The following is a 13273-nucleotide window of genomic DNA, read 5'->3' as shown; positions in this document are numbered from 1 at the left end:
TTGGGGGAAAGGCTTTTTTGCAAAGGTCTCTTTTGGTGGCTGGCGGCGGTTGGTCTCTGTTCCATCCTGCCGCTTTGCTATAAAATCGAAACCCTCTTCAACCCGAAATCCAAATCAGGAAAATCATGATGGAAGCAGCCGGACAACACAACGTCGATGCGGACGAAATCGCTAAATTCAGCCAAATTGCGGATAAATGGTGGGATAAAAACGGCGAGTTCAAACCTCTGCACGACATCAATCCGCTACGCTTGGGCTATATCAATTCATTCGCTCAGTTGGTGGGCAAACGTGTTTTGGATGTCGGCTGCGGCGGTGGGATTTTGTCGGAAAGCATGGCAAAACGCGGCGCGGCGCACGTTACCGGCATTGATATGGCGGAAAAATCGTTGCAAACCGCCCAAGCCCATGCCGCTGCCGAAGGAGTGGACAATATCGATTACCGCTGCATCCGCGTCGAAGACCTTGCCGCCGAACAGCCGCACAGTTTCGATGTTGTAACCTGTATGGAAATGATGGAACACGTTCCCGATCCCGCCGCCATCGTCAAAGCCTGTTCGGAGCTGGTGAAGCCTGACGGCAGGGTGTTTTTCTCCACCATCAACCGCAACCCTAAATCTTATCTCCATCTGATTGTCGGCGCGGAATATGTGTTGAACGTCGTTCCCAAAGGGACGCACGATTGGCAAAAATTCATCACGCCCGCCGAGCTGGCGCGAATGTGCAGGCAGGCAGGTTTGGACGTTATCGACACCAAGGGCATGACCTACAATCTTTTGACCCGCCGCTATTCTTTATGCGACTCGACAGAAGTGAATTATATGATTGCCTGCCGCCCGGTTTGAGAAGGTTCTTTGTCCGAATCATGATAAAAGGTTATGAAGAAAGGCACACAAAAACAATATTGCTGAAACTGCTGCCGTTTTCACACCAATCAGCATTTGCGAGAAAAGGAATCCACACGTTATCCCAATAAATACATAAGGGTGCATCATTGCGCCCTTTTTTGATTGCTACTTCGCCAATTCTTTGTCGATTTCCTGATAAAGCGCGGCGAAGTCGGGTTCTCCAACAAAGGTTTTCAGGATTTCGCCTTTTTTATTGATCAAGAAAGAAGTCGGGTAAACCTGCGTGCCGAACGCTTGGGCGGCGGCTTTATCGGCATCAAACATGACGGTAAAAGGCAAGCCGTATTCTTGGACGTATTGGGTTACGCTTTCCAACGGGTCTATCGGTTGGGCAATGCCGAGTACTTGGAAGTCTTTTCCTTGATAGTCTTTGGACATTTTGATGACTTTGGGCATTTCACTGACACAGCCCGGACAGGAGGGAAACCAGAAATTGATGAAACTGACCTTGCCTTGCAAATTGGCGTTGGACACCGGTTTGCCTTGCAGGTCGAACAAAGAGAATGTGGGAGTAGGTTTGTTATCCGGAATAAGGACGATGGCGAGCAGCGCGCCGATAATGGCGACTGCGGCAATGGTAATGAGCTTTTTCATGCTTCGGCGTATTGTTTTAAAAGAGTAAAGAGAGGTTCGGGAATGCTGATGCTTCGCCCGCTTTCTGCGCTGACGACCATCAAAGTGCTTTCAGCTTCGACGGCATTTTTACCGCTAGGCAAAACGATGTTTTGAGTAAGGATAATATGGCGTGAGGTCAGCTCTTTCAGACGACCTTCAAAACGCAATATGTCGCCATCGACGGCGGCACGGCGATAACGGATGTCGATGCGGACAACCACCAGCATCAAGCCGTCGATTTCGGACAAGAAACCGTGTTCCTCAAAAAACACCCAGCGCGCTTCTTCGAGAAATTCGAGATAGCGCGCGTTGTTGACATGACCGTAGCCGTCAAGATGGTAATTGCGGACGCGGACGTTCATCAGTTCAGATTAAAGGGTTGAAAGGCTTCACGGGCGAGCGGTTCGTGTTCGAGGTCGGTAATGACGGTGGAGAGCTGGATGTCGAACCATTCGTTGAAAATATCGGCGTCCAAATCAGGCCATTCGCTTTCATCTTCGCACCAATCGGCAAGTTCGGCAGCGAAAATGTCTTCAAACCGCGCTTCGATTTCATCCCATACTTCGTCGGCGGTTTCACACGGACGGACGAGATAAGAATTGGCATCGGCTTGAATATCTTCAAGCGTCAAACCGTCAAGATGATTGCCGGGCAGGGTTTGCAGCCAGTTCCAAAAAGGATCGAGCGGGATGAGCAGGAAGACGCTGCGGTTGACTTCGTACATGATGTTTTCCTTGGTTTCAGATAAGGGAATGATATAGCAAAGGCCGCGCAAACGCTATCTTTGCGGACTGCCACATTCTTTGCAGACTTAAGCGCCCCGCCTTATTCATGAGCGTATAGAAGGTAAAAGGTCGTCTGAAAACCAATATCAGGGGTTTCAGACGACCTTTGTTCTGTTTTCTGACCGGGATTAGAAACTGTAATTCACCCGCGCCGTATAAGTGCGCGGCGCGCCGGGCATGGCGTCGGAACGCCAGTATTTTTGATTGAACAGATTGCCGACGGCGAAAGTGAGGTTCAGATTTTTGCGGTTCCAGCCGAGCATGGCGTCGGTGCGGACGAAGCCGGGAAGCGTGGTGGTTGCTTTTTGGCTCGAATTGTAGCCGTAGCGTTTGCCCGTACCGGTTACGCCGATTTCGCCGTAGAGGTTTTCAGTCGGCGTGTAACGGAAGAACAGGTTGCCGGTAACGTTGCTGGTGTTGTCCAAATGGATGCCCACGCGGTCGGGATTTTCTTTGTCTTCAACGACTTTCGCCTGCATCACGCCCAACGAGCCGCGCAGGTAGAGTTTTTTGGGGATGATTTGTCCGATGGCGGACAACTCCACGCCGCGCGAACGGTGTTTGCCGCCGACAGCCCAAGTGTAGGGATCATTTTGCGCGTCGGGGCGGTAGCGGATATTGAAGCGTTCGATTTGGTAGGCGGACAATGTGGTGCTGAGGCGGTCGTCCAGCCAACTGCTTTTGACACCGGTTTCGTATTGGCGGGTGTATTCGGGATCGGCGTTGAACACGGCGGAAGACGAAGTGTCGATGCTCAAATAGCCGTCGCGTCCGCCATAAGGTGCGAAGCCTTTGTTATACGAGGCGTAGAGCGTGTGGGCAGGCGTTACGTTCCACACTGCGCCGATGTTGGGGCTGAACGAATGGCCGCTGTATTGACGGCTGCTGCCGGTGAGTTTGTTTTCGGAATTAAAGGTGTATTTGTCGTAACGACCGCCGAGGACGAATTTCAAGTCGGGCGTGGCGGAGAAGATGTTTTGCACAAAGATGCCGTAGGAGTCGGCTTTGTGGCGGTTTTGGGTGAGGACGGGTTGCAGCCTGCCCGAAGCCGGCCAGATTGCGCGGTCGTAGGGGTTGATGGAGGCGGAAAAGGCGCGGCTGAAACCCAATGTCGGGTTGCGGTGTTCGCGGCTGTAATCCATGCCTACGGTCAGGTGGTTTTCAAAACGGCCGATGGTGTAGTCGCCGTTTAGCGTGAAATTGGACGACAGGGTTTTGTTGTCGGTCTGCTGCTAGGCGTAGTTGCGTTTGATTCGGCTGCCGTTTTCGCTGCCTGCATAGAAATGGTCGAAATCCTGCGCCGCCGTGCGGTGGGCGAGTTGCCATTGGGCGCGCCATTTGTCGTTGAAGGCGTATTCGAGGTCGGAACGCCAAACTTGCAGCTTGTCTTTGACAAAATCGTTCCGGTGGGCGAACCCCATGCGGTAAGGCAGTCCGAATCGGTCGTACACGGACTTGGTCGGGCTGCGGTCGGGCGTGCGCTCCACATTGTCGTAGGTGTATTGCCCCGTCCATTTCAAGCCATTGTCGAGTTTGACGGTAATGCTGGGCGAAACCATGGCGTTTTTGCTGTCTATGCCGCTGCGGAACGAATTGGCGCGCCCGACTTCGCCGGTGAGGCGGATGGCGACGTTTTTGTTCAGCACTTCGTTGATGTCCATATTCAGGCTGCGGTTTGCCCACGATCCGTAAACTGCACCGATGTTGCGGCTTTGTTTGAAGTTGGCGTATTTGCTGACCATGTTGATGACACCGCCGCCGTTGGTGCGGCCGTAAAGCACGGAAGACGGACCTTTCAGGATTTCCACGCGCTCGATGTTGGCAGTGCTGCGGCGCACCTGACCGCTTTCGCGTACGCCGTCGCGGTAAATATCGGATGCGTCGGCTTGGAAGCCGCGCAGGAAAATGCTTTCGCCGCGCATATCGTAGGCAGCGTCGATGCCGGCATTGCCTTCGAGGATGGAACTCAAATCGTTCGTGCCGTAGTTTTTGTTTTTCTGAATATTGAGCGTATCGACGGTTTGCGGCGTTTCTTTGATGAGCTGCCCGTTGCGGGTAACGGCGGCTTCGTCGTAGTTGATGTAGCCTTTGAGTACGCTGGTGTCGGACTGTCCGACCACGGTAACGGTGGGCAGTGTGGCGGTGTAATGTTCGCTATCAGTGGTATCAGCGGCATACAGCGGGAAGGCGGAGGCAAGCAGGGCGGGAAGCAGGGAAAGGCGGGCAGAATATTGCATGTTCAACTCGGAAGGTAAAGGGATGCGGCATTATAGGAAATATTTTTGCTTAATCGAAATAATTGATAATAATTATCTTTATTTATGACAAACCGTGTTTATATTTTGCAACAAATCAGCCACCAAAAATTATATTTAAATTGAATTTAATCATTTGATTATTCAATGTAAATTTAGAATTACACAAACACTGCCATAAATCGAAAGATCGTCTGAAAACCCATATCAAGCTTTCAGACGACCTTTTCATCAACAACAGATTTCAAGTTTCATAATCCTGCACGATTTTTTCGTACACGGCTTCGGGCAGGTAGCGGCGTATTATGTCGTGCCAACCATCGGGGCCGACCAGGCCTTTGACCATAGTGGAAGACACTTCGGCGATTTCGCGCGGTGGCATCAGGAAAACCGTCGAAATTTCGGGCGCAAGGTCGCTGTTGATATAGCGCATGGAGCGTTCGTATTCATAGTCGGCGGCAGAACGGATACCGCGAACGATAAACCCTGCTCCGATTTCGCGCGCGTAGCGAACCAGGAAGCGGTTTTCAAATACGCTGATGCGGACATTGGGAAAGCCTTCCGTAATCGCTTCGAGCATATCGCGGCGTTCGTCTATAGTGTAGGTATTGTGTTTTTCAGGATTGATACCGATGGCGACGACGAGTTCGTCAAAAAGCGCCTGCGCTTCTTGTATCATCCAAAGATGACCGAGGGTCGGCGGGTCGAAGCTGCCTGCGTAAACGGCACGGCGCGGGGGAATAGTGTTCATGGGTAGTGGCGTGAGTGATGGCAGCCGTCAGGATAGCGGGCGGGGAATGGAATGTCAAAAAGGTCGTCTGAAAATCAGAAAACCTGTTTTCAGACGACCTTTGAATTCTTTCGTCAGATGCGCAAACGGTTAATCATCGCCGCTGAACGCCAGCAAAATACGCAGCAGGCTGCTGAAGATATTGTAGATGGAGATGAAGATGGTCAGAGCCGCGCTGATATGGCTGTCTTCCCCACCGTCAATCACCGTGCGTACCTGCCACATAATCATCAGCGAGCTGAACAGGACAAACGCTGCCGAAACGGCAAGGCTCAATGCAGGGATTTGCAGGAAGAAGTTGGCAATCATCGCGATCATCAACACCACCGCGCCGACGGTCAGGAAGCGGCCTAGCGAATTCATATTGACATTGGTGCGGCGCGCCATGGCAGACATGGTGAAGAATACCCCGGCAGTCATGGCGGCAGCGATGCCGACGATTTGCGTACCGTTTGGAATAGCGAGCGTATATTGCAGAAGCGGGCTGATCAGCACACCCATGCCGAAAGTGAAGATCATCAGGAGGGTTGCGCCGACATTGCTGTAACGGTTTTTCTCAATGAGGAAAGTCATGCCGTAGAAGAACACCAGCACGGCAACCAGCCCCATCCAGCCCTGACCGAACAGAGAGAATAGATTCAGTCCGAACTGGCCGCTGAAATATGCGCCGGCGACGGCGGGAATGAAAGACAGACCGAGCAGGCGGTAAGTTTTTTGCAGGACGGTATTTTTAGCAACCTGTCCCGTGGCGGTATAGTCGTAAACGTCGTTTCGCATGGCGTTTGCTCCTGAAAAATGGTTTGAAAACAAATAAATTCGGATTCTAACAGTAAATCATCGGCTTGGGCATATCAAGTATGCCGCCGTCGCCGCTTACCGATAGATAATGGCGGATGGCAGATTTTAAAGGGCTTGAATGAAAGAGGTCGTCTGAAACCAGAAAACCTGTTTTCAGACGACCTTTATTTACAATACCGTTTACCGGAAGATTATTTCTTCGAGCCGACGAATGCGCCTACCGTATTGCCGCTAGAGAATCCGCCTGCAACTTCCGCTGCATTTTTGCCAAAGAAACCGCCTTTGACTTGGGTCGCTCCGGATTGGTCAAACTTGTTGCCGCTAATTTGGGCATTAACAGCAATGTTGCCGCCAAATGCAGCATCACGGGAGATAGTGCCTGTTAATTTTTTACTGTCAAAATTGGCAGTCAACTCTGTGCGGGTAATATTGTAATTTGCGCCGCTATGCATAGAAGCAACGCTGGTGTTGTAATGAACTTGTCCTTTAGGCAGCTCGGCTGCGGGCGTAAAGCGTCCGCTGAAGAAAGCTTGTTTTTTACCGTTAACTTCCAACACGCCTGCAGTAGCATTTGCTGAAGCAGTATTGACCAAGAATTTCTGTACGGATTTCGGCTCGCCGGATGCAATTCCTGAAATAAAACCAGGGACTTTGCCTTTCCAATTATTCAAAGAAACACCGCCGCTTTGGGTCAAGTCGAAATCCACACCGTCAACGCGGATGTGTTTGATATTGCTATTATCGATGGCAATGCTGTTACCGCCAACTGTTTGCTGTGCAGCGGTAGGAACCGCCGGAGTAGCAGGAGTTTTAGGAGCAGTAGGCGTTTTACCCGTCTCAGGTTTTGCAGGAGTTGTCGTTGATGGGGGAGTTGCAGGCTTCTGCGACGTTGATGGGTTGCTTGGACCTGCGTTAGGCGTAGATTGTGAAGAAGGAGTGGAATTTCCACCACCGCCCCCGCCTCCGCAGGCAGCCAAAGTTGCTGTACAAATCAATGCAAGTACTTTTTTCATGTCGTATCATCCTTTTTTAAATTGAATCTCGAAGTTTCTGTATTCGGGAACAAGTCTTGATTGTGCTTGCGATGCACCTGAATCAATGACTTAGACATTTTATACTAAAAAGATAAGCCGACCTATATGTAATAGTTAATTCAAGTAAATTTACAAACAAAATATAACTAAATTATAACCAAGTTAACAATTTATTGGCAGGAACCGCATCAAATCAACTCACTTTTTCAGACGACCTGCATTTTCCTCATGAATCCTTTATAATCTCTTCCTTTATAAATCAATATCTTTCGAAAGAAGCAAAATGTCCGATTTCCGTCAAGATTTCCTCAAGTTTGCGCTGGCGCAGAATGTATTGAAATTCGGTGAATTCACAACCAAGGCAGGCCGTCAGTCGCCTTATTTTTTCAACGCCGGACTGTTTAACGACGGCGCATCGACGCTGCAACTGGCGAAGTTTTACGCGCAGGCGATTATCGAGAGCGGCGTAAAATTCGACATGCTGTTCGGCCCAGCTTATAAAGGCATTATTTTGGCGGCGGCGACTGCGATGATGCTGGCGGAAAAAGGCGTGAACGTGCCGTTTGCCTACAACCGCAAAGAAGCGAAAGACCACGGCGAAGGCGGCGTATTGGTCGGTGCGCCGCTCAAAGGCCGCGTATTGATTATCGACGACGTGATTTCTGCGGGAACATCTGTGCGCGAATCGGTCAAACTGATTGAGGCGGAAGGTGCAACGCCCGCCGCTGTCGCCATCGCGCTCGACCGCATGGAAAAAGGCACGGGCGAATTGTCCGCCGTTCAGGAAGTGGAAAAACAATACGGCCTGCCCGTCGTCGCCATTGCCAACCTGAACGACTTGTTCACGCTCCTGCAAAACAACGCAGAATTCGGCGGCTTCCTCGAGCCGGTCAAAGCCTACCGTGAACGCTACGGTGTTGCCTAAAATACGATAAACAAAAGGTCGTCTGAAAACGGATACCCCCCTTTTTCAGACGATCCCATCCAATCAAACACACATTAAAACAACACATTCCACACTTTACACGGAAAACCTCTATGCCCGCCTGTATCTGCCCACACTGCAAAACCTCACTTTGGGTCAAAGACACCCAGCTCAACGTCGCACAAGGCTTTGTCGTTTGCAATAAATGCGAAGGCCTGTTCAAAGCCAAAGACAGCCTGGCGCCGTCTTCCGCCCCCGCCAATCCCGACACGCTGCCCAATGCCGTTACCGACGTCCGTCTCGTACACGACATGGGCGGCAACATCCGCAACCGCAAACAACTCTCCCGCCACGAAATCGCCAGCCTGCTCGACAGCGCCGAACGTGCCAAAAAAGCCAAAGAAGAGGCGGCACGGCGAGCCGAAGATGAAAAACGTCGGGCAGAAGACCTCCAAGCCCTGATGGCGGCAGCCGCTGCCAAACCCGCCAAATCCGAAGAAGGCTTCAACTGGACGTTGGCGGTACTGGTTGCGCTGACCGTCCTCATCATGCAGCTTTTCTATCTGGTCTTGTTATGAACACATCTCCGGGCTTTGTCGCCGATTTTCGCGAAGCCGCGCCCTATATCCACTACCTGCGCGGCAAAACACTGGTTATCGGCATCACCGACAGCCTGCTCGAAGGCGACACCCTGAACCGGCTTGCCGCCGATTTCCACCTGCTCGCCGGATTGGGCGTGCGGCTCGTGTTGGTACACGGCACGCGCCATTTCCTCAACCGCCTCGCCGCCGACAGACAATTCGTTCCGCAATACCACCGCAACCGCCGCATTACTGACGACGCCACCCTGCGCGACGCCAAGCAGACGGTCGGCATGATACGCAGCGACATCGAAGCCGCCCTGTGCAGCAGCGCATCCGCCCCCTTGCGCAACAAACCGATTCCCACCGCTTCGGGCAATTTCCTCACCGCCCGTCCGCTCGGCGTCATTGACGGCATAGACATGGGCTACACCGGCATCGTCCGCAAAACCGACACCGACTCCATCAACCGCCGCCTCGACGACGGCGCCATCGTCCTCATCAGCCCGCTCGGACACTCCTACGGCGGCAAAACCTTCAACCTCAGCATGAGCGAAGCCGCCGAAGCCGTCGCTGTCGCCCTTCAAGCCGAAAAACTCGTGTACCTGACTGAAGAAGCCGGCATTTGCAACGCCGACGGCATCCTCATGTCCACCCTATCCTCAGGCGAAGTCCGCAACCTGATAGAAACCGCACACAACGTCCCCGTGCGCCTGCTTCAAGCCGCCGTTAATGCCGTCGAAAACGGCGTCAGCCGCGTTCAAATCCTCAGCGGGCGCGAAGACGGCGGGCTTTTGCGCGAACTCTTCACCCGTGAAGGCTGCGGCACCGCCATCGCCCGCGATGCCTTCGTCTCCATCCGCCAAGCCCACAGCCGCGACATCCCGCGCATCATCGCCCTGATACGCCCGCTTGAAGAACAAGGCATCCTGTTACACCGCAGCCGCGAATATCTCGAAAACCACATCTCCAGTTTCTCCGTCCTCGAACACGACCGCAACATCTACGGTTGCGTCGCCCTCAAAACTTTCGACGATCCCGAAATCGGCGAACTCGCCTGCCTCGTCGTCTCCCCCGAAGCCCGCGACGGCGGCTACGGCGAAATGCTGCTCGACCACCTCTTCCAAAAAGCCCGCGCCATGGACATCCGCCGCCTGTTCGCCCTCTCCACCCATACAGGCGAATGGTTTGCCGAACGCGGTTTTCAGACGACCTCTCTCGACGCATTGCCCGAAGAACGCCGCCGCGACTACCTTGCCAACGGCCGTAATTCGCAAGTGTTCGTCCGAAATATTGAATCTTGATGCAACACGTTTTGCGCCTCCCGTTCATCCGACCTCGTGGCCGAACCCATCATTCAGATTTAGCTTGTTCACTGTTAAATATTATATTCGGACAGAGGCTGACAGTTTGCCGATTCCGGATAAACCTGCCCAACCCATTGCCGTTTCCGTGCGGGCGGAAAGTGGAAAAGTCAAACAACAAAACAATATCCCCATACGGCCTTTTTAAAAGAGGTCGTCTGAAAACACGGCATATATTTTCACCGAGCAACGACCTTATCGGGAAATGCGAACTTGCCGAACATCCCGTTTATGTATATGATAACGAACACCGTGCCGGTGTAGCTCAGTCGGTAGAGCAGCGCATTCGTAACGCGAAGGTCGGGGGTTCGATTCCCTTCTCCGGCACCAGATTGCATAAAGAGAGGTCGTCTGAAAACTTGTTTTTTGGGTTTTCAGACGACCTTTTTTCTGTTTTATATTTCTCTTTTACATCAATCAGCAACATTCAAAGCTATCTGCCTTATTTTTATCCCCGCCGATATATAGTGGATTAAATTTAAACCACTACGGCGTTGCCTCGCCTTGCCGTACTATTTGTAATGTCTGAGGCTTCACCTTGTCCTGATTTAAATTTAATCCACTATAGGTCGCTATTTTCGGATAGGCACAAACTGGTATTTGGTGGTTTAGGAAGGATTTGCTTTGTGCAATCCTGCGTTCAGGGGCGTGGGTTTTGCCATTCGAAGTTTGGCACGGCAGGAATCAGGAAATACCCTGCAAGCGGGCCTGCGCCGAGCGTTACGCCGCGCGAACGGGTCTGGTGGTTTGCGAGCTGGCAAGCTTCCATTTGCGCCAGTGCCGTAGCAACTGTATTTTTCACCCAGTCGGGCAAAAATACAGTTACTACAAAATACGGTTTTTCCAAGCTTGAAACTGATGAAATCCGTTTAAAAGCAGCATTTGTAGCTCTTCTCCAGAAGATATGACAGTATAGTTATCACTATATTCTTCCGGTAAATGTTGTGCAGTGTCTTGTTCTAATAAGATAAATAAGGGTTCAGTATCGCTAACTTGCGGATTAACAATCACCCAATCCGCAGCACGGCACAGCTCATAGATGAAACTACACTCCTCATCCGTTAAATATGCATGGCCAATATTTCCTTCAAACTGGCATTCCCTATCATTGAAATCCGTTATTTCCAAATCTGTGGAACAGTTATCAAACTCTAAATAGTTGCCGTCCTTATCACGAAGGCAGCTATCTAGTCCCCTGCTGTTTAAAAATGATTTTGCACCTTCGCGGTTGCCGTCTACCTGTTCACCATTTTCAAAGCGGTAGAAATATAGGGAAAAGCCCATTGTTACTCCTTGTTTATTTGATTTTCAGGTTGGGTTTTACACATCAATTTTAATGTGTAGGCTGCTTTTGTAGACTTTGAAAACCTACCGCAAGTCAGATTCTTGAATCTGACCTCTTGTAGTAACAGATGTGTCGAAACACAAGAATTATCTGACTGCGGCTGCTATAGAGACCGATGAGCTTTTAGATAGCCCGAAACCGCAACCGATAAAGCAACAACAGTGTTGGCACGGCAGTTGCCCAAAAGGGAATAGCCACCAGCTGCCATACAGTATGGATGGTTTCAACAAAATCGTAAGTACTCCAACTGCCTTCGTAAGCATTCCATATCTCCATATCCGCGAAAAACCACAAACCGACCAGCCACCATCCTCCAATGGCAAAACGGACGTGCGGATGGTGTTTTAGAAGAGGGACGACCGACACTGAGACATATAGCAACGACACAACCAGCGCATCAAGGGCGATATGTGTGTAATAGTTACAAAACCAGCTATCAGAAAGACAGCTATTATCTGTATTTTCGCTCAGCTGATTCGTTGCCCAATACAGTTGGATGAAGGTAGCAGTGGCGATTGGCAGTACGGGGCGAAGTGACATATTTTTCCTTTCGACCAAGTAATTCGATATGTTTTTGACAGCATTTTTAAAAAATCGCACGTACGATGAACATCTGCCCTTTGCCTTCCTTTTCAAAGCCATAAAGAGGCTTAAAAGCAGTAGCCATAGGCCAGATTTTTGAATCCGAGATTGTGGAGTAACGGCTGTATCGGATACAAGTATCCGAATTACGGAACCGCTTCTGGATTCACGCCTGCACGAGAATGACAGCAGGGATACGTTCTATTTTAATCTACATAAATATGTGCCGGTATTAAAAAAGGCCGTCTGAAACTTTCAGACGGCCTTTATTCAAATTAACCCTTACTTGGCATCCTTAAATCCACGCTTCAAATGCACCATCAACAATGCGACGGCGGCAGGGGTTACGCCGGAGATGCGGCTGGCTTGGCCGACGGTTTCGGGTTTGTGCTGGTTGAGCTTTTGCTGCACTTCTGCCGACAAGCCTTTGACTTTGCTGTAATCGATGTCGTCGGGCAGCTTTAAGGTTTCGATATCGCGGCGGCTGTCGATTTCTTCGTTTTGGCGGTCGATATAGCCTTGGTATTTGACTTGGATTTCGACTTGCTCAATCACGTTTTCAGGCAGCCTGCACTGGCCGAATGTCAAACGGACTAAGGCGGTTGAAGAAGCCCTCAACCGCTGGACGAGAAAAGCATTGGATGATGAGATGTCGGGTGATTTGTTTTTAGTGGCGCTCGCCAATAGCATTTAAGCATTGCGCTTGAATTGCGAATACAAGGGCATCACAAGCCGTTCAATAACCTTTCTGATTTAAATAGCGGTATTGGTTGCAGGCTTCTTGAACTCCACCATCACATGCTTTACCGAACCATTCCTTGCTAAGATGCAAATCTTGGCGCACGCCTTGTCCGATGTGATACATCTCACCCAAATTATATTGGGCTTCGGCATGTCCCTGTTCCGCTGCTTTGCGAAACCATCTGAGCGCTTCAGCATAGTCTTGGCGCACGCCATATCCGTTGTAATACATCGCCCCTAGATTATTTTGGGCATAGGCATCCCCCTGTTCTGCCGCTTGGCGATACCATTTGACTGCTTCGGCATAGTCTTGGCGCACGCCTTGTCCGTTGTAATACATCGCCCCTAGATTATTTTGGGCATCGGCATTCCCCTGATCCGCCGCTTGGCGATACCATTTGACTGCTTCGGCATAGTCTTGGCGCACGCCATATCCGTTGTAATACATCGCCCCTAGATTATTTGGGGCATCGGCATTCCCCTGTTCTGCTGCTTTGCGAAACCATCTGAGCGCTTCAGCATAGTCTTGGCGCACGCCATATCCGTTGTA

General features: G+C 50.9%; 15 protein-coding genes, 1 tRNA gene and 1 pseudogene. 5 read left to right on the top strand and 12 right to left on the bottom strand.

Features of this window, described 5'->3' with window-relative positions; genetic code table 11:
• Positions 1–125: 125 nt before the first annotated feature.
• A complete protein-coding gene (gene ubiG / locus HMPREF3066_RS10635) occupies positions 126–845 on the top strand; it encodes a bifunctional 2-polyprenyl-6-hydroxyphenol methylase/3-demethylubiquinol 3-O-methyltransferase UbiG (RefSeq protein ID WP_039408409.1) in 720 nt (239 codons plus the stop codon).
• A 168-nt stretch (positions 846–1013) separates the two neighbouring features.
• Here ubiG and HMPREF3066_RS10630 read toward each other — a convergent pair whose 3' ends face one another.
• From HMPREF3066_RS10630 to HMPREF3066_RS13660, 7 genes and pseudogenes are all read right to left on the bottom strand, one after another.
• Positions 1014–1502 (bottom strand): TlpA family protein disulfide reductase, encoded by a 489-nt coding sequence (locus tag HMPREF3066_RS10630; protein WP_070442841.1) that lies wholly within the window; start codon positions 1500–1502, stop codon positions 1014–1016.
• On the bottom strand, positions 1499–1885 hold the full coding sequence (locus HMPREF3066_RS10625; protein WP_003741455.1) for an acyl-CoA thioesterase: 387 nt from the start codon (positions 1883–1885) through the stop codon (positions 1499–1501). Before HMPREF3066_RS10625 ends, HMPREF3066_RS10630 begins: the two co-directional genes overlap by 4 nt.
• Positions 1885–2247, bottom strand: coding sequence for a hypothetical protein (locus tag HMPREF3066_RS10620; RefSeq protein ID WP_016686442.1), 363 nt, complete (start codon positions 2245–2247; stop codon positions 1885–1887). The genes HMPREF3066_RS10625 and HMPREF3066_RS10620 overlap by 1 nt, the downstream gene beginning before the upstream one ends.
• Before the next feature lie 189 nt (positions 2248–2436).
• Positions 2437–4545 (bottom strand): annotated as a pseudogene (locus tag HMPREF3066_RS10615) (TonB-dependent receptor).
• Positions 4546–4807: 262 nt separating this feature from the next.
• On the bottom strand, positions 4808–5314 hold the full coding sequence (gene coaD, locus HMPREF3066_RS10610; RefSeq protein ID WP_003741463.1) for a pantetheine-phosphate adenylyltransferase: 507 nt from the start codon (positions 5312–5314) through the stop codon (positions 4808–4810).
• Between the two features lie 129 nt (positions 5315–5443).
• The gene (locus tag HMPREF3066_RS10605; protein WP_003741466.1) at positions 5444–6130 is read right to left on the bottom strand and encodes a Bax inhibitor-1/YccA family protein; all 687 of its coding nucleotides are present in this window, start codon (positions 6128–6130) and stop codon (positions 5444–5446) included.
• 212 nt (positions 6131–6342) lie between these two features.
• Positions 6343–7164, bottom strand: coding sequence for a transferrin-binding protein-like solute binding protein (locus tag HMPREF3066_RS13660; protein WP_003741468.1), 822 nt, complete (start codon positions 7162–7164; stop codon positions 6343–6345).
• 304 nt (positions 7165–7468) lie between these two features.
• Between HMPREF3066_RS13660 and pyrE the strand changes: the two genes are divergently transcribed.
• The 4 genes from pyrE to HMPREF3066_RS10580 all read left to right on the top strand — a co-directional run bounded on the left by pyrE (position 7469) and on the right by HMPREF3066_RS10580 (position 10385).
• On the top strand, positions 7469–8110 hold the full coding sequence (gene pyrE / locus HMPREF3066_RS10595; protein ID WP_070442838.1) for an orotate phosphoribosyltransferase: 642 nt from the start codon (positions 7469–7471) through the stop codon (positions 8108–8110).
• Between the two features lie 113 nt (positions 8111–8223).
• Positions 8224–8688 (top strand): MJ0042-type zinc finger domain-containing protein, encoded by a 465-nt coding sequence (locus tag HMPREF3066_RS10590; RefSeq protein ID WP_049225491.1) that lies wholly within the window; start codon positions 8224–8226, stop codon positions 8686–8688.
• Positions 8685–9995 carry an amino-acid N-acetyltransferase gene (gene argA, locus HMPREF3066_RS10585; RefSeq protein ID WP_070442836.1) on the top strand — a complete coding sequence of 437 codons (1311 nt, stop codon included), beginning with the start codon at positions 8685–8687 and terminating at the stop codon, positions 9993–9995. The genes HMPREF3066_RS10590 and argA overlap by 4 nt, the downstream gene beginning before the upstream one ends.
• Positions 9996–10309: 314 nt before the next feature.
• Positions 10310–10385, top strand: a tRNA-Thr gene (locus HMPREF3066_RS10580).
• Between the two features lie 310 nt (positions 10386–10695).
• On the opposite strand, the gene HMPREF3066_RS13655 is transcribed toward HMPREF3066_RS10580, so the two are convergent.
• The 5 genes from HMPREF3066_RS13655 to HMPREF3066_RS10555 all read right to left on the bottom strand — a co-directional run.
• A complete protein-coding gene (locus HMPREF3066_RS13655; protein ID WP_321178938.1) occupies positions 10696–10824 on the bottom strand; it encodes a hypothetical protein in 129 nt (42 codons plus the stop codon).
• 56 nt (positions 10825–10880) lie between these two features.
• Positions 10881–11339, bottom strand: coding sequence for a hypothetical protein (locus tag HMPREF3066_RS10570; RefSeq protein WP_060975047.1), 459 nt, complete (start codon positions 11337–11339; stop codon positions 10881–10883).
• A gap of 184 nt (positions 11340–11523) precedes the next feature.
• Positions 11524–11940 carry a hypothetical protein gene (locus tag HMPREF3066_RS10565; protein WP_060975046.1) on the bottom strand — a complete coding sequence of 139 codons (417 nt, stop codon included), beginning with the start codon at positions 11938–11940 and terminating at the stop codon, positions 11524–11526.
• Between the two features lie 324 nt (positions 11941–12264).
• A complete protein-coding gene (locus tag HMPREF3066_RS10560) occupies positions 12265–12672 on the bottom strand; it encodes a hypothetical protein (RefSeq protein ID WP_240594024.1) in 408 nt (135 codons plus the stop codon).
• Between the two features lie 46 nt (positions 12673–12718).
• Positions 12719–13273 (bottom strand): tetratricopeptide repeat protein (locus HMPREF3066_RS10555; protein ID WP_141743218.1); only part of this gene is annotated, 555 nt, incomplete at its 5' end.

This window comes from Neisseria sp. HMSC03D10 (assembly GCF_001807625.1).
In the GTDB taxonomy this organism is placed as follows: Bacteria; Pseudomonadota; Gammaproteobacteria; order Burkholderiales; family Neisseriaceae; genus Neisseria; species Neisseria mucosa.
This window is presented reverse-complemented; position numbering and strand designations above follow the sequence as displayed.